The organism is uncultured Sunxiuqinia sp., from assembly GCF_963974515.1.
Classification (GTDB): domain Bacteria; phylum Bacteroidota; class Bacteroidia; order Bacteroidales; family Prolixibacteraceae; genus Sunxiuqinia.
In genome coordinates, this window is record NZ_CAXBDD010000024.1 from 29,217 (window position 1) to 46,714 (window position 17,498).

Consider the following 17,498-nt stretch of genomic DNA (forward strand, 5'->3'; position numbering starts at 1 on the left):
GTGGAATAATTACTGAAAAAAAGAGGATCGGATTTCAATTGAAATTCGATCCTCTTTTTAATGGTGACAAGCAAATTTTATTCCCAATCCAAAATAATCTTCCCGCAGTTTCCTTCTTCCATAATGTCGAAGGCTTCCTGAAAATTTTCGGCTTTCATACGATGGGTAATTACAGGCATGATATTCAGGCCGGAAGTGAGCATCATTTCCATATGATACCAGGTTTCGTACATTTCACGGCCATAAATTCCTTTTAGTGTAAGCCCTTTGAAAATCAATTTACTCCAATTGATTTGTGTGTTTTTGGGAAGAAGTCCAAGCAATGAAATTTTGCCGCCGTTGTACATGTTTTCAACCATATCATTAAAGGCGATTGGCGACCCGCTACATTCCAGCCCAATATCAAATCCGGCAACCATCCCGAGGCTGCCCATGGCTTCACGGACGCTTTCTTCGGTGGGATCGATGACCTTGGTGGCTCCCATTTTGCGCGCCAAATCACGACGGAAGGGACTTAAATCGGTTCCCACCACGTTGCGGGCTCCGGCAAATTTGCAAACGGCGGTGGCCATGGCTCCAATTGGGCCGCCAATGCCGGTGATTAACACATCTTCGCCCAAAAGCGGAAAGGAGAGGGCTGTGTGCGTGGCGTTGCCTAGCGGATCCATAATGGCCATGAGCTCATCCGGAATTTGGGCGTCAACTTTCAGCACGTTTTTAGCCGGCACCACAATATATTCTGCGAAGCCGCCATCGCGCTGAACTCCAATACCTATCGTGTGATCGCAAATGTGTTGGCGGCCCCGTCGGCAGTTGCGGCAAAATCCGCAGGAAATATGACCTTCAACCGTCACCCGTTCGCCCACATGAACCCGGTCCACTTCCATTCCGGTTTCGACCACTTCGCCCATGTATTCATGCCCAATAATTACGGGTGTTTTGATGGTGTTACGGGCCCATTCGTCCCATTTGTAAATGTGTAAATCGGTACCACAAACTGCGGCTTTTTTTATCTTAATTAAGACATCGTTGTGACCAACTTTTGGTATCGGAACTTCCTCCATCCAAAGGCCACGTTCGGGTTTGCTTTTTACAATTGCCTTCATAATTTGTTTTGAATTGGAAGAAGCAATTTAGAGCTATTTCATTCGAAAAGAAAGAATGATTATCATGTTTATTTCAATTCCCAGCTAAAGCCATCTTTGGTATCTTTCACCACAAATCCAAGTTTAGCCAGTTCGTCACGGATTTTATCCGCGGTAGCCCAGTCCTTATTGGACTTGGCTTCCAGACGCAGTTGAAGCAATAAATCGATGGCATGCCTATAAGGTTCAGTATTCGTATTCGATTGCTCATCGTGTTTATGAAGGCCAAATAAATCGAACAGAAAAGTGGAATACAAATTTTTAAGTTGTTCCAAATCCTTACTCGAGATGGTGGCTTTTCCATCGGCAATGGAATTGATCATTCTCACACCGTCAAAAAGGTGGGCAATGGCAATGGGGCTGTTCAAGTCATCATCCATAGCCTGATAACACTTGGTTTTCAGTTCGTTGATGTCGACTGATGATGTATCCTTTGTTTCCAGTTTTTCCAAAGTGTTAATGGCAGTCAAGAGGCGTTCCATACCTTTTTCAGCAGCTTGCAATGCTTCATTTGAAAAGTCGAGCGTACTTCGGTAATGGGCCATCAGCATAAAAAACCGGATGGTCATCGGCTGGTAAGCTTTTTCGAGCAAGGGATGATTTCCGGTGAAAAAATCATCGAGCGAAATGGCATTTCCAAGCGACTTACCCATCTTTTGGCCATTCAGGGTAATCATGTTGTTGTGCATCCAGTAGCGCACAGCATCGTGCCCGTGGGCCGCTTTAGCCTGGGCAATTTCTGCTTCGTGATGCGGGAAAGTCAGGTCCATTCCACCACCGTGAATGTCAAAGGTTTCGCCCAAGTACTTGCAGCTCATGGCAGTACATTCCACGTGCCAGCCCGGAAAACCATCGCTCCATTTGGATGGCCAGCGCATGATGTGTTCTGGTGCGGCTTTCTTCCAGATTGCAAAATCGAGCGACGAACGCTTTTCATCTTGCCCATCCAGTTGGCGGGTATTGGCTTGCAAATCGTCAATTTTTCGCCCCGAGAGTTCGCCATACGGGTAATCTTTGGCATATTTTTCCACATCAAAATAAACGGAACCATTACTTTCGTAGGCGTAGCCTGCAGCCAGAATTTTTTCAACAGTTTCAATCTGTTCAATGATGTGTCCGGTCGCGCGGGGCTCAATGCTGGGCGGAAGCACATTGAGCTGTTGCATGTTTTTATGGTAATCGTTGGTGTAAATCTGAACAATTTCCATCGGCTCCAGTTCCTCCAAACGGGCTCTTTTAGCAATTTTATCTTCGCCTTCATCCGAATCGTTGGCCAGGTGCCCCACATCGGTTATGTTGCGCACGTAGCGAACTTTGTAACCAATGTGTTTCAGATAGCGAAACAGCAGGTCATAAGTCACTGCAGGACGGGCATGGCCAAGGTGAGCTTTGCCATAAACTGTTGGGCCGCAAACATACAAGCCAACCTTGCCCGGGTGAAGCGGTTTAAAAACTTCTTTTTTGCGACTTAATGTATTGTAGATCTGTAGCTGATTTTCCATTGATTCGGGAAATTTTTGCAAAGGTAGAAAATTTCTTTGCAACAACTGAAAGTCTTATCTTGAGTGTCGCAGCTCTTCGTTTAGGCGGTCTTTCAAAAACATTTTAATCAGTGATTGATACGGGATATCCTGCTTACGCGCAAGCATTATGGTTTTCAATATTCTTACTTTCCCACCATCTTTTTCGGGTTCACCCACTCGTCAAACTGCTGTTCAGTCAACAGGCCAAGACTGATTGCAGCGGTTTTTAAGCTTGTATTTTCGGCATGTGCCTTTTTGGCGATCTTCGCTGCGTTTTCGTAACCCAGTAGCGGATTCAGTGCTGTAACGAGCATAAGCGAATTATTCAGATGGTCTTCGATTCGTGCCGAATTTGGTTCGATTCCAATGACACAATTGTCATGGAAAGATTTGCAGGCATCACCCAACAAGTTGGCAGATTGTAAAAATGCGTTCACCATGACTGGCTTAAAAACGTTCAGCTCAAAGTGCCCGTTGGAGCCCGCTATCGAAATCGTTGTATCATTGCCCATCACCTGCGTGCAAACCATCGTCAGTGCTTCCACCTGTGTGGGGTTCACCTTTCCGGGCATGATGGACGAGCCGGGCTCGTTGGCAGGAATGGTGATTTCTCCAATGCCGCTTCGTGGCCCCGACGCCAGCAATCGGATGTCGTTCGCAATTTTCATTAAGCTGACAGCCAGTTGTTTTAAAGCGCCGTGCGATTCAACCAAGGCATCATGTGCAGCAAGCGATTCAAATTTGTTTTCCGCAGTTACAAAAGGCAATCCGGTCAATTCGGCGATGGTGGAGGCCACTTTTTCTGCGTAACCTTCCGGGGTGTTTAATCCGGTGCCAACTGCGGTACCTCCCAAAGCCAACTCCGAAAGATGCGGAAGTGTATTTTTTAGCGCCTTCAGCCCATGATTCAGTTGCGAAACATAGCCCGAAAACTCCTGACCCAAAGTTAGCGGTGTCGCATCCATCCAGTGGGTCCGGCCAATTTTTACCACCTCCATCATTTCTGTGGATTTTTCCTCCAAAGTATCCCGAAGTCGTTCAATTGACGGAATGCTGTGTTCCACCAGGTTTTTGTATGTTGCAATGTGCATGGCGGTAGGAAAGGTGTCGTTTGATGATTGCGATTTGTTGACATCGTCGTTGGGATGAATGTGTGGTTTTCCTTCGCCCAACCGATTCCCGGCCAAAACGTGCGCCCGGTTCGAAATCACTTCATTGACATTCATGTTAGACTGCGTTCCAGATCCGGTTTGCCAAACCACCAGTGGAAACTGATCATCTAGCTCGCCGGTAATAATCTCGTCGCAAACCGCTACAATTTGTTTTTTCTTTTCTTCGGAAAGAACACCCAGCTGATGGTTTGTTATCGCCGCTGCTTTTTTCAGGTAGCCGAAAGCGTGAATGATTTCGATAGGCATACTGGCTGCCGGACCAATCGGGAAATTCATGATGGACCGTTGGGTTTGGGCTCCCCAGTACCGATCTGTAGGAACACGAATCTCACCCAAGGTGTCTTTTTCAATTCTGAAACGCATGCTATTCATCCTAAAAGGCTTTATTACTCAGACAATTTTAAGCGGTATTTGTTTGATTGATAAGGGGAAGATAAAAACACGATCGCTTGTTTTTTCAATGCATTTTGAGACTATATTTGCCGCCAGTTATTTGATGTTTTGAATGAATAGGTTAACGCCTTTAAAAGAGCGGCACCTGCTGAGGAATCAGGAGGAGTACCAGGTGAAATACAACTATTTGAAATTTCCTTCACCGGAAGAAGCAGCGACTGCTATGCAGGAACGACAGACAATTTTGTCGGCCATTGAAAGCAGGGTCAAGTGGGGATTTCATGACACTAAAGTAGATGTGACAAAACTTTCAAAGGGTTGTCAACTTTGTGGAGCAGGGCAGTGGTCTTGTCTTTTTATCAACAACCTGTGCAACGGGAAGTGCTTTTATTGTCCCACGCAGCAGACTGATTTGGCCCAACCCGAAACCAATACGCTCGTTTTTGATGAGCCGAAAACGTACGTGGATTACATTCGTAAGTTTGGCTTTAAAGGAGTGAGCATATCAGGTGGAGAACCGCTCATTTCGTTTGAAAAAAGCCTCGCTTTCGTGCAGGCGGTGAAAGCAGCTTTTGGAGATGAAGTGTATGTTTGGCTCTACACCAATGGCATTTTGCTGACTCCTGAAAAGGTTGAAGCCTTCAAACTGGCCGGATTGGATGAAATGCGGTTTGATATTGGTGCCACTGAATATAAAACCGGCAAAATCAGATTGGCCATTGGACAAATTCCTGTCGTAACAGTTGAAATTCCAGCGGTTCCGCATGAGGAAGAACTTCTGAAAGGAAAACTCCGCGAGCTGGATGAGCTGGGCGTCGACCATGTCAATTTTCATCAAATGCGGCTTACCCCATACAATTTCAACCAGTTGGTAGAATTCGACTACACGTATGCACATGGTGAAAAAGTAACGGTTTTGGATTCGGAACTAACGGCTCTGCGTTTGATTCAGTTTGCCTTGGATGAAGGCCTGAAACTGCCGGTTAACTATTGCTCGTTTGTTTATAAAAACCGACACCAGAAATCGGCCAATCGTAAGAAACACGCGCCAATCGTGGTAAAACCCTGGGAGAGAATTACGGATAATGGCTTCATCCGAAGGCTGTTTGTTAAAATTCCTTCTGAAAGAAAAACAGCCATCCGATCCGAAATGGAGTCGTTGGTTGAACAACAGCTCGCCTTTTTTGACGAGCAGCGGCAGGAGCTGAGTTTTCATCATTACATTTTGGATGAAGTGAAAGAACTGGATTTACCGATTCTGCTGGAATATCATGTCAGTCATATTTTTCCGCAGGAAACCGGTTTAAATGTGTTTCAAACCATTCAGCTCAACGATGAAAAGGAAGTGGTGGTAGAACGTCGTCCGGCGGCTTTGCCGATCGAACTGGATGCAAAAAAACTGGACCTGCTTGAACAGTTCATCGAAAATGATGTCGCCTTTGAGGAATCCTATGACGACGCCATTCAGCAGATGATGACCTATGAATTGATTCCGGAAGGCTTGGCTGAGTATTATTAGTGGCTATCGATCTGGCGGTTTCAACCGCTTGATCGATCAAATCAAACCACCCTTATTAATTCCTCTTTTGGCACAGTTAAACGCCCAAAAACCGTTGTGTTGAGCTTGTTTTTTGCTAAAATTGCGGTCACTTGAGCCAATGCGTCAACTTCAACAGCCAAAAGCAATCCGCCACTGGTTTGCGCGTCGCACAGAAGTAATTTGTCGCTATCGTTTTTTAGCTTGATTTTTGTTCCGTAGCTGTCCCAGTTGCGGTGCGTTCCGCCAGGAATACAACCCAAGTCAATGTATTCCTGTACTTCGGCAAAGCGGGGTACCTTTTCCAGTTCAATTTCAGCGGAAAGTCTGCTGCCTTCGCACAACTCGGTTAAATGTCCCAAAAGTCCAAATCCGGTCACATCGGTCATGGCTTTTACGCCCGAAATGGGTGCCAGATCTAATCCAACTTGATTTAGTTTCATCATCGATTCGGGCGCAATGTGGTTGTGTTCAGCCTTAAGTTTGCCATTTTTTTGAGCGGTTGAAAGGATTCCCACCCCCAGCGGCTTGGTCAGCAACAAAACACATCCTTCCGTGGCGGTGTCGTTTCGCTTTAACTGACTGATGGATACCTGGCCGGTGACTGCAAGTCCGAAAATGGGCTCGGGGCTGTCGATGCTGTGGCCTCCCGCCAGCGGAATACCAGCTTCCATACAGGTTTCACGCCCGCCTTCAAGTACTCGTTGAGCAATCTCAGGTGCCAGTTTATTGATCGGCCATCCCAGAATAGCAATGGCCAGCAGCGGTTTTCCACCCATGGCATACACATCGCTGATGGCGTTGGCTGCGGCAATCTTTCCAAAGGTGAAAGGATCATCCACAATGGGCATAAAAAAGTCGGTGGTGCTAATGATGGCTGTCCCGTCCTGCATGTCGTACACCGCAGCATCATCGCGACTGTCGTTGCCAACCAGTAAATTGCGGCTTTCAAAAGGAGCTAAGTTGGTTTGAAGAATGGAACTGAGTACTTTGGGCGATATTTTGCAACCACAGCCCGCACCGTGACTATATTGTGTGAGTTTGATGTTGTTCATGTTTTTCAACAAATTTGATGATTGATTGGGCATTCTTTAGATGATTCATGTCAGCCAGCGGAATTCTGAAGACCAGCTCCGGATTGCGGTCTTCCACGCCACGCGTGTAGGCTTTATCGTAATATTGCAGGGCCAGTAAAGCCACTTCATAAAAATTGTTTTCTCTTAAAAGTTCGTGTGCCCGCTGTACATTTTGGCCACCAAGGCGCTTGGCAATGCCGTTAATGGCCCATGCCAGTCGGTCGTTTCCAAACGGAGCATATTCGTTAACCAGGTGTCGTGCCCGCTGTTCTTTTGGAATTTGAATGAAATAAACGACTTGCTGGCGTATTTGCCGGAAGAGAGGCATCGGAATTTTTACATGGCCAATGTTGTGGCTCTCATCCTCCAGCCAGATGGGGTTCTGTAGATTTAGCTGGCGAAACTGTTCAAATAGGCTGTTCTCGAATTGCTCTACTGTAGGCTGTTCCATTTCGCCAATGGAGCCAAAAGCCGAGCCTTTGTGATGGGCAATTCCTTCCAGATCAATCACCTGCTGTCCCAGTTTCTTCAGTTGTTTCAGAACAAAGGTCTTTCCGCTTCCGGTGTAGCCGCCCAAAATTCTTAACCGGAAAGGCTGTTCGAAGAAGCTAAGTACATGATTCCGAAAAGCCTTGTAGCCCCCGGTGATCACATACACTTCCTGAAAACCGTTTTGGTGAAGGTGCTCCGCAAAGGCGTGACTTCGCATTCCTCCGCGCCAGCAATGGACTGCAACAGCTGATTTTGGCGCTACTTTCCGACTTTCAGCAATAAACCGATCCAGCTTGGGATTGACATACCGGTAACCCAGTTCAACAGCTTTTTCTTTGGACTGCTGCACGTAAACCGTCCCCACATGGGCCCGCTCCTCATTCGAAAATAAAGGAATATTCGTAGCTCCGGTGATATGGCCTTTCTCAAACTCACCGGGCGAACGCACGTCAATCATTGGAAGTCGATGATGCTGGGTATAAAAGCTATCGATACTGATTTCGGTAATCATGGCTGCAAAAGTAGCAGATTTTCGATGAGGAAAGAAATTGTATGATGAAATCCACAGGAAAGCCATTCATGCGTGATTTTATCTTGATGGAAGTTTTGCAGCGCGATTTTAGAGGATTTTTAGCCGGATGTTGCGGAACTCGACTTTCATGGGTGGCCCAACATGCACCTGAACGCCAATCAACCCATTTAACTTTCGGTTTTTTGAGTCATGATCGGTGACATCGCTCATCAGAACCCCGTTCACGTAATGTTTCATGCGGTTACCGTTCACAACCAGGTGGCACATATTCCAGTCACCACTTTTAATGTTGACATTTAATTCATCCGTACTTCCGAGTGAGCCGGTTACTTCCGACTTTGTCCAGACATTGTTTTCAATGAAGGCGCTTAAAGGTTGGTTCAAAAGAGAATCTTCCAACTCGTTTAAAACGACAATCTGTCCACGATATGCCAAGGTTGTTCTACCACGTTCTTCGTAGTTTTGGCCTGTGTAGCGGTTCGTGCCATCCAGATCAAATTGGTAACCTCGCAAGGCAAAAGGAACTCCTTCGACTTCTTCGCTTCGGTAGTTTATGCCACTGTTTCCCCGTTCGCTGATTCGGTATTCCAGTTTTAACTCAAAATTCTCGGGCGACCCTTCCTGCCATATGACAAATGTATTGCGCTTCAAAATTGTTGATGGTGTAATTTCGCCGACCAAACTGCCATCTTCAACTCGCCAATAGGTGGAGTCTCCTTGCCATCCATCAAGGGTTTTGCCATCAAAAACAGGAACAAAACCTTCATCGTCCGATTCCTCCTTTTTCGTTTGATTGTCGCATGAGAAGGTGGTAGCACTGATTAAAATCAGCAGAGAAAGCTTGACTAGTATTTGCTTTTGGACGTTCATAGCGATATTCTTTTTGGCTATTCGTTCTTAATTGTTGAATCTTTTGTCGTACCAATTTACCACTAAATGTAAAATTCATTGCTTGCTTTTTGAAATGATTTGGTTGAAATGATTTGTTATTTCAACTGATTTTAACTCAAAGTGCCCAGATTCTTGATATTTATCAGTTTTGACACTACATTTGCAGCAAATCATCCATGAATCCTGTTTTTTTGCGATGATTAAAATGAATCCGGAAGCTCAGTCACCGGTATAACTGACAAAAATGGAACGAGTGAACATACAAAGCAGTACCCTTTTTCTGGTAAGCTGTCGATATTTTTCGAATAGCTGCATGCGCTGATAAGCGCAAAAAACTTTCCCTCCAACCCCCCTTTTTTTAATCATTGAAAGAATCCTGTATTCAGGATTTAAACTTCTGAAATACAAACAACAGTATTCAAATAATCGTAGAAATCAGCATGCTATTGGAACCCAGAACATACCGTAACAGTTTTTCCAACGAACGTTTTCATTCGTTTGTCATTCGGCATCAAACAGCTGATTTATGGATTGGTGTTGACCCGGCTGCTTTTCAGAACGAAATGGCTGACGTGGCTTTAGCTATCCTGAAGTCGATTTTGGACGAACTGGAAGCTTATGGAACCGCAAATCCCATCTTCAAAAAAAGCCTGAAACCTTGTTCGGTGGAGGAAGACGCGCCTGTAACGATCCGGCAACTGGCTGCTGCAGGCGAAAAGGCGGGCGTTGGGCCAATGGCTGCCGTTGGTGGTTTGCTGAGCGAAACTGTTGGGCGCGAACTTTTAGAAAACTTTTCCCTTGGGGAGTTGGTTGTTGAGAACGGCGGAAAATTGTTTGTGAAGCTTCAAAATCCTTTGGTCCTGAGTATTTTTGCCGGCGAATCGCCCTTGTCGGGTATGGGCGGGATGGAAATTCTGCCTGAACAAACACCTCTTGGCATTGGTACGTTCACACAGGCTGACCGCTCGCCAATGGAGTATGGGAAAGCCGATGCGGTAATGATCGCTTGCAAGGAAGCAGCGCTTTCCGATGCATTAACCACGGGCTTTGCCAACCGGATTAAAAAGCCCGCTGATGTGGAAAACGTGTTAAATCGAACGGAGATTGTTCCGGAGATACTGGCTGCCGTTTTGGTTTGTGGTGACCAGATTGGGGTTCGCGGCGAGTTTGAATTGAAGATATTAGGCTGAAATAGAAGTGATCAGATGGATCGTAGTCATCCGATCACTATAAAATAGATGAAAATGATACAAAAAAAAGATATACGCGAAGAGTTGAAAAGCAGGGTGTTGGTGCTGGATGGAGCCATGGGAACCATGATTCAGCAATACCAGTTGACCGAGGAAGATTTCAGAAGTGAAGAAATGACGGAGATGAAGAATGAGCTGTTCGGCAACAACGACTTTCTTTCGTTGACTCGGCCGGATATCATTCGTGAGATTCACGCTGCCTTTCTGGATGCAGGCTCAGATATTCTTGAAACCAACACGTTTAACGCCAACCGCATTTCGCAAGCCGATTACCACACCGAAAAATGGGTGTATGCCATGAACAAGGCATCGGCCGAATTGGCGCGTGAAGTGGCCGATGAGTTCACAAAAAAAAATCAGGATAAACCGCGATACGTGGCGGGTGCGTTGGGGCCAACAAATAAAACTTTGTCTTTGTCTCCCGATGTGAATGATCCGGGATATCGTGCGGCTACCTTCGACAGCGTGAAAGAGGCCTACCGCGAACAAATTGAAGGTTTGCTCGATGGCGGTGTGGACCTGCTGCTGGTGGAAACGATCTTCGACACGCTGAACGCCAAAGCCGCTTTGTTTGCCATTGAAGAGGAACTGGAAAGACGCGGCATCCGTTTACCGGTGATGGTTTCAGGCACAATAACCGATGCGAGCGGACGAACCTTATCGGGCCAAACGGTGGAAGCGTTTCTGAATTCGATGCGACATATTGATTTGCTGAGCATCGGGCTGAACTGCTCGCTGGGTGCCAAAGATATGCGGCCCTATTTGGAAGAAATGGCTCAAAAAGCACCTTTCTACATCAGCGCGTATCCCAATGCCGGCTTACCCAATCAGTTTGGCGAATACGACGAAACACCAGAGGAAATGGCTGAGCAAGTGAAAGATTTCCTGGACAATCACTTTGTGAACATCATAGGTGGCTGTTGTGGAACTACACCCGACCATATCCGGAAGTTTGCCGGGATTGCCGCTGCTTCCGAGCCGCATATTAAACAAAAGAACGACGAATTGACGCGTTTTAGCGGGCTGGAGCCGGTGACGATCACGCCCGAAACTAATTTTGTAAATATTGGCGAGCGATGCAACGTGTCGGGCTCGCGCAAGTTTGCCCGCCTGATTCGCGATGAGAAATTCGAAGAAGCACTGGCTGTAGCCCGCGATCAGGTAGAAGATGGCGCCCAGATCATTGATGTGAACCTGGATGATGCTATGCTGGATGCAAAAAAGGAAATGGTCCGTTTCCTGAACCTGTTGATGGCCGAACCCGATATTGCCAAGCTGCCCGTGATGGTGGATTCATCGAAATGGGAAGTGCTGGAAGCTGGCTTGAAATGCCTGCAAGGAAAAGCGATTGTGAACTCCATCAGCATGAAAGAAGGCGAGGAGCAATTTCTGGAACAGGCCAGTAAGGTTAAGCGTTACGGAGCCGCGGTGGTGGTCATGGCTTTTGATGAAAAAGGGCAGGCCGACAGCTTCGATCGGCGCATCGAAATTTGTGAACGGGCCTACAAACTTCTCACCGAGAAAATTGGGTTTCCGGCAGAAGATATCATTTTCGACCCCAATATCCTGACCATTGGAACCGGCATGGAAGAGCACAACAACTACGCCGTTGATTTTATTGAGACAATTCGCTGGATCAAAGCCAGTCTGCCACACGCCAAAACAAGCGGCGGGGTGAGCAACGTGTCGTTCTCGTTCCGCGGAAACGACCTGGTGCGCGAGGCCATCCATTCGGTGTTCCTGTTTCATGCCATTAAAGCGGGGCTGGATATGGGAATTGTGAATCCGGGCATGTTGCAGATTTACGACGAGATTCCGAAAGATTTACTGGAACGTGTGGAGGATTTGGTGATGAATCGCCGTCCGGATGCGACAGAGCGTTTACTGGAATTTGCGCAGGATTTGAAGGCCGATCCGAACAAAGTGGTCCGGAAAGATGAGTGGCGCGAGCTGCCGCTTGAAAAACGTCTGGAACACGCTTTGGTAAAAGGAATTCCGGACTATGTTGAAATTGATTTGGCTGAAGCTTTGCCGCATTATCAACCCACGCTGAATATTATTGAAGGGCCGCTAATGGATGGCATGAACGTGGTGGGCGACTTGTTTGGATCGGGAAAAATGTTCCTGCCACAGGTCATTAAGTCGGCCCGGGTGATGAAAAAAGCCGTGGCCTTTTTGCTTCCCTACATCGAAAAAGACAAGGAAAAATACAAGCAGCAACGCACCGAGCAGAAAAAAGTGCTGATGGCTACCGTGAAAGGCGATGTGCACGACATAGGTAAAAACATTGTGGGCGTGGTGTTGGCTTGCAACAACTACGAAGTGATTGATCTGGGCGTGATGGTTCCAACAGAAAAGATACTGGAAACGGCCAAAAAAGAGAAGGTTGATATTATTGGATTGAGTGGACTGATCACCCCATCACTGGAAATTATGGCCAGCGTGGCTTCCGAAATGGAACGCCAGAATTTTCATTTGCCGCTGTTGATTGGGGGGGCAACCACCTCAAAAATACATACGGCCGTTAAAATTGAGCCAAATTATTCGCATCCGGTTATTCATGTAAAAGACGCCAGCCGAACGGTGAATGTGGTCGCTAACCTGGTGGCCAACAATAAGGAATACATTCAATCAGTGAAAGATGAATACGCGAAGATTCGCCAGTTTCACGGACAAAAGAAGCAGAAGGAATATTTGACACTGGAAGAGGCCCGTGCCAATAAATTTCGGATTGACTGGGATCGGGATGAAATCTACAAGCCCAGGGAAACCGGCATTTTCGAGTTGATTGACTATCCGATTGAAGAGCTTCGGAAGTACATCGACTGGAACTTTTTCTTCTTTGTTTGGGAGCTGAAAGGCCGGTTCCCCGATATTCTGGAAGACCAACGCCAGGGTGAACAAGCGCGGAAAGTGTATGAAGATGCCCAGAAGCTGCTGGATGAAATTGTTGAAAAGAAGATGATTCAAGCTAATGGTATTTACGGTATTTGGCCGGCACATGCCGATGGCGACGACATTGTGTTGTTTGACGATGAAGCCCGCCAAAAGGAATTGGGCCGCTTTTATCATTTGCGCCAGCAGGAAAAGAAGCGCGAAGGTTCGCCCAACTTCTGTCTGTCCGATTTTGTGGCACCCAAGGAGATCAATAAAACCGACTATTGCGGGGCTTTTGCGGTGACTTCGGGAATAGGCATTGAGAAATGGATGGCCGAATATAAAGCCGACCACGATGATTACAAAGCCATTATGCTCGAAGCCATTGCCGATCGCTTGTCGGAGGCTTTTGCCGAATTGCTGCACGAGAAAGTGCGTCAGGAATACTGGGCTTACGCGCCGGATGAAAACCTGAGCTGGGACGACATTCTGAAAGTGAAGTATCAGGGTATCCGCCCGGCGATGGGCTATCCGGCTTGCCCCGAGCACCACGAGAAGCGAAACTTGTTCGATGTCTTGGGTGCCGAAAAAATAGGGATTACGCTGACTGAGCACTTTGCCATGTATCCGACGGCCGCAGTGTGCGGACAGTTTTTCGCCCATCCTGAGTCGCGCTATTTCAGTTTGGAAAAGATTGGCAAAGATCAGGTAGAAGATTATGCGCGCCGCAAAGGGGTGACTGTTGATTTAGTGGAACAATTTCTACCGGTCAATTTGAATTATAAAGGGGTGTAAGTAAAATGAGCCGTCATTGCGAGGAGGTACGACGAAGCAATCTGCCAGAAACCGTCAAACAGGTTGCTTCGCTTCACGCGCAATGACGAACAGAAATTAAATGATAATGAAGAATTCGTCAGGGGAAACAAGGAAAATCTAAACTCAGATTTTAGGATTTCATGATATATGAGAGAAAAAACATTGAAAAGCTAAACTTGAACTTTAGGATTTCAATGTTTTGAACTATTTTTGTAGCTTAAATAAGCAGGAAAATGTATTTAAACCGGGAAGTTTTTGAGCAGCAGATCAGAGATTCAATCCAGAATAATCCGATAACAACGATTTTGGGGCCACGCCAATGTGGGAAGACCACCATTGCCCGAAAGATTGCTGAATCATACGCTTCGGTACTCATTGATCTAGAAGATCCGGCTGATTTTGAGCTAGTATCTGTTTCACCAAAAGCATTTTTGGAACAGCAAAAAGGCTTGGTTGTCATTGACGAAGCACAACGGATGCCCGAATTGTTTCCGATTTTGCGTGTGCTGGCAGCCCAAAAAAAAGCTGGACGAAAGTTTTTGTTGCTCGGAAGTGCTTCGCCTGATTTGATCAAGAACACGTGGGAAAGCTTGGCTGGACGAATTGGTTTTATCGATTTGACTGGTTTTAAATTGGAAGAAACAGGATCAGAGAATCTTCAGCCGTTGTGGTTGCGCGGCGGTTTTCCACGCTCTTATTTGGCTGAAACTGATGACTTGAGTTTCCAATGGAGAGCAGATTTTATCCGTACCTTTTTGGAGCGTGACATCAATTTGTTGGGATTCAATATACCACCGGCGACTTTGCGACGTTTTTGGGTGATGCTGGCCCATTATCATGGGCAAATATGGAAAGGCTCGGAGTTTGCACGGTCGATGGGCGTTTCGGAACCAACGGTAAAAAAGTACTTGGATATTTTGTCGGGAACCTATTTGGTTAGGCAAATTCAGCCATGGCACGAAAACCTGAAAAAGCGGCAAGTGAAAGCCCCTAAAATCTATATTCGCGACAGCGGTATTTTACATGCTTTGCTTTCTTTGCCAAATAGCGAGGTGCAGAATCATGTCAAGGTGGGAGCTTCGTGGGAAGGTTTTATTATTGAGCAGATTCTGCAAAAGATGAACACGCGCGATTATTACTATTGGCGTACCCACACCGGAATTGAGTTGGATCTGCTGGTGTTTAAGAACGGAAAACGGCATGGCTTTGAAATTAAATACTCGGACATGCCACAGGTTACCCGATCCATGCGGCAGGCCATCAGTGATTTAAAATTGGATGTTTTGTATCTCATCTACCAGGGAAAACATCGATTGGATCTGGAAGAAAAAATAAAGCTCTTGCCTGTTAGTCAACTGACAGCTATTGATTTTGAAAATTAAATGACAATGAAGAATTAGAATATGAAAGTAATTGACATCATCAACAACAGTGATAAAACGGTTTTTTCGTTTGAATTGCTTCCTCCTTTGAAGGGGAATGATGCTGGTAATATTTATCGGACCATTGAAAGTTTGATCGAATTCGATCCCAAGTATATCAACATCACCACCCACCGCGATGAGATGGTTTTTAAGGAACTGTCCGATGGAACCATTGAAAAGCGGATCGTCCGGAAGCGCCCGGGTACGGTGGCCATTGCAGCGGCTATTCAGCACAAATACGGCATTCCTGTGGTGCCACATATTTTGTGTGGCGGCTTTTCAAAAAGCGAAACCGAACACGTGCTGATTGACCTCAATTTTATGGGGATCAGCAATGTGTTGGCTTTGCGTGGCGATGGGCTGAAAACCGACAACATGTTCCGTCCCAATCCCGACGGGCATGCCAATGCCAACCAGTTGGTGGAGCAGATTGTGAACCTGCGCAAAGGTATTTACCTGGAACCCGACCTGAAAAACAACGCGCCATTAGACTTCTGCATTGGTGTGGCCGGTTATCCGGAGAAGCATTTCGAATGCCCCAATTTCGATACCGACATGATGTTTCTGAAACGAAAGGTGGATTCCGGAGCCGATTACATTGTCACCCAAATGTTTTTCAACAACGAGGTGTACTACAATTTTGTAGATAAATGCCGGGCTGCCGGAATTTCTGTGCCCATTATCCCTGGAATAAAACCCATCAACCTGAAGAACCAGCTGACGGTTTTACCCAAGATTTTCAGCATTGATTTGCCACAGGAACTGACAACCGAACTGAACAAATGCAAGGACGACCAGGAGGCCAAAGTGGTGGGAACGGAATGGGCCATTTACCAGTCCAAGGACCTGGTAGCCCACAATGTGCCCAGCCTGCATATGTACACCTACGGTGTGTCCGACAATGCCCGGAAAATAGTAAAAGCGGTGTTTTAAAAGGTGAGAAAATAAAGATGACAAAATAGGAATCCGGTCTTTTGGGCCGGATTTTTTGTTGATGATAAAGCGTATTCTATTTGGAGTTTTAGGGGCGTTAGATACTTGAATTGCTATATCTTTGGATGTAATTGTAGGAATAGGTTCGTTCTTGAAATTTTAGAAATAAGAATTCGTTGCTATGAAGAAACTCCTTGGAATAATAATCATTACTATCATATGCTGTTTTGGATGTAAAGATGAAGAAGTGTTCGATACATCCTTATTAGATCATTACTACTATGCTGCACCTGTGTATCGTGATTATAGTAGACAAGATCTGACTGTTGATACCTTCCAATATCATTTCGATCATAATCTACTTACAGTGATTGGATACACCTATGATGTTATCGATAATGTTAATGTTCCCGTAAAAATAGACACCATTACGCATTCTTATTTCATCGAAGGAAATAACATCTTCCTCCCTCCACAAGAATTTAGTTCTGTGGAGATCTCTCCTGTGAAATCTCTGGGACCTTATGATTTTACGGGAGTACGGTGGGAGATCATCAAGCTGGATCGATCAGAATTAATCATTGATAGTTATGTATCGGAGGGGCAGGTTGCACATATTGAGATGATTGCAGTCTCCAAAAAATAACATCCGAATACGACGGTTTATTAAATTTGATTTGCGATATATGTTGGCCTTTCGCGCGCTGGACTTTATACTTAGAAGCATTGATCGTATCAAATGGGACTATCACGATGTGCCGATAAACTCCGCTGATAAAGACTTGTAACCTTTGGTTGAAAATCTACGGGCTGTTGACCAGGACTCCGATCTTATTTTGGTGCCATTGACGTAGGGTTCTCCCTTTGTTTTTAGTCAGCGGCTTCCTACTCGATTAGTTAGCATGTTGAATTAAATCCAGGTGCATCTAGCCGGATTGTCATTTCAATATGATTTATAGTAAATCCTTTGGTAATATGAATAAAAGCTAATTCATGTTTTTTCATCTCTGTGAATAGGCGCAGTTTTGGCCGTGTCAATTTTTGAACTGTTTTCGTTCCGCTGGTCCAATTTGGCAATGGTTTTACCAAACCGCTCTTTCGTTAATGGTTTTACCAAATAGTCGATGCAATTGGTAACAAACGGTGTTATCATGGGGTCATTCCATTTTTTCCGACGAAGAGTTGAATTTAAGGAGTATTCTGTTTTCGGTGGTGTTTTTAAGCAATTAGGCTTATGGAAAGTGGTATCTCCCGTTCTAGTTTTTTTGTTTAAGGCTGCCACAGCGATACGATTCGATGTGCTGGTAAGCTTGAGAGAATTGTGGGAAACTGCTCGCCGAAAGGCCCATAATTTCTGCAATCTTGCTTAAGGGTAGTTTTGTTTGTTCCTGCATATCGCAGGCCGCCAGACGAAAATATTCGTTTGTCCGGTCGAGC

The 17,498-nt window shown here is 45.8% G+C and carries 14 protein-coding genes; 6 read left to right on the forward strand and 8 right to left on the reverse strand.

The window, feature by feature from the left end; translation table 11 throughout:
* Positions 1-77: 77 nt before the first annotated feature.
* The 3 genes from tdh to fumC form a co-directional block, all read right to left on the reverse strand.
* Positions 78-1,106 carry an L-threonine 3-dehydrogenase gene (gene tdh, locus AAC033_RS07890; RefSeq protein WP_339736811.1) on the reverse strand — a complete coding sequence of 343 codons (1,029 nt, stop codon included), beginning with the start codon at positions 1,104-1,106 and terminating at the stop codon, positions 78-80.
* A gap of 68 nt (positions 1,107-1,174) precedes the next feature.
* The gene (gene cysS, locus AAC033_RS07895) at positions 1,175-2,647 is read right to left on the reverse strand and encodes a cysteine--tRNA ligase (protein WP_339736812.1); all 1,473 of its coding nucleotides are present in this window, start codon (positions 2,645-2,647) and stop codon (positions 1,175-1,177) included.
* A 164-nt stretch (positions 2,648-2,811) separates the two neighbouring features.
* Entirely contained in the window at positions 2,812-4,212 is a 1,401-nt protein-coding gene (fumC, locus tag AAC033_RS07900) for a class II fumarate hydratase (RefSeq protein WP_339736813.1), read from the reverse strand.
* 133 nt (positions 4,213-4,345) lie between these two features.
* Between fumC and AAC033_RS07905 the strand changes: the two genes are divergently transcribed.
* Positions 4,346-5,752 (forward strand): radical SAM protein, encoded by a 1,407-nt coding sequence (locus tag AAC033_RS07905; protein ID WP_339736814.1) that lies wholly within the window; start codon positions 4,346-4,348, stop codon positions 5,750-5,752.
* 41 nt (positions 5,753-5,793) lie between these two features.
* Here the strand turns inward: AAC033_RS07905 and selD are convergent, their stop codons facing one another.
* Genes selD through AAC033_RS07920 form a run of 3 tightly spaced genes read right to left on the reverse strand, consistent with a single transcriptional unit; the run spans position 5,794 to position 8,740 of the window.
* Positions 5,794-6,858 (reverse strand): selenide, water dikinase SelD, encoded by a 1,065-nt coding sequence (gene selD, locus AAC033_RS07910; RefSeq protein ID WP_339736815.1) that lies wholly within the window; start codon positions 6,856-6,858, stop codon positions 5,794-5,796.
* Positions 6,797-7,915, reverse strand: a complete 1,119-nt coding sequence (gene mnmH / locus AAC033_RS07915) for a tRNA 2-selenouridine(34) synthase MnmH (protein WP_339736816.1) — start codon at positions 7,913-7,915, stop codon at positions 6,797-6,799. The genes selD and mnmH overlap by 62 nt, the downstream gene beginning before the upstream one ends.
* Positions 7,916-7,957: 42 nt before the next feature.
* Positions 7,958-8,740 (reverse strand): DUF1080 domain-containing protein, encoded by a 783-nt coding sequence (locus AAC033_RS07920; RefSeq protein ID WP_339736817.1) that lies wholly within the window; start codon positions 8,738-8,740, stop codon positions 7,958-7,960.
* 467 nt (positions 8,741-9,207) lie between these two features.
* Between AAC033_RS07920 and AAC033_RS07925 the strand changes: the two genes are divergently transcribed.
* The 5 genes from AAC033_RS07925 (at position 9,208) to AAC033_RS07945 (ending at position 16,707) form a co-directional block, all read left to right on the forward strand.
* On the forward strand, positions 9,208-9,951 hold the full coding sequence (locus AAC033_RS07925) for a UPF0280 family protein (protein ID WP_339736819.1): 744 nt from the start codon (positions 9,208-9,210) through the stop codon (positions 9,949-9,951).
* 54 nt (positions 9,952-10,005) lie between these two features.
* Positions 10,006-13,683: a methionine synthase gene (metH, locus tag AAC033_RS07930; protein WP_339736821.1), complete on the forward strand. Its 3,678-nt coding sequence runs from the start codon at positions 10,006-10,008 to the stop codon at positions 13,681-13,683.
* A gap of 254 nt (positions 13,684-13,937) precedes the next feature.
* Positions 13,938-15,086 (forward strand): ATP-binding protein, encoded by a 1,149-nt coding sequence (locus tag AAC033_RS07935; RefSeq protein WP_339736823.1) that lies wholly within the window; start codon positions 13,938-13,940, stop codon positions 15,084-15,086.
* Between the two features lie 21 nt (positions 15,087-15,107).
* Positions 15,108-16,061: a methylenetetrahydrofolate reductase [NAD(P)H] gene (gene metF / locus AAC033_RS07940; RefSeq protein WP_339736825.1), complete on the forward strand. Its 954-nt coding sequence runs from the start codon at positions 15,108-15,110 to the stop codon at positions 16,059-16,061.
* Between the two features lie 181 nt (positions 16,062-16,242).
* Positions 16,243-16,707, forward strand: coding sequence for a hypothetical protein (locus AAC033_RS07945; RefSeq protein WP_339736827.1), 465 nt, complete (start codon positions 16,243-16,245; stop codon positions 16,705-16,707).
* 345 nt (positions 16,708-17,052) lie between these two features.
* Here AAC033_RS07945 and AAC033_RS07950 read toward each other — a convergent pair whose 3' ends face one another.
* Complete coding sequence (locus AAC033_RS07950) at positions 17,053-17,214, reverse strand: hypothetical protein (protein WP_339736829.1); 162 nt, start codon at positions 17,212-17,214, stop codon at positions 17,053-17,055.
* A 103-nt stretch (positions 17,215-17,317) separates the two neighbouring features.
* A partial coding sequence (locus AAC033_RS07955) for a hypothetical protein (protein ID WP_339736831.1) occupies positions 17,318-17,498 on the reverse strand: 181 nt, incomplete at its 5' end.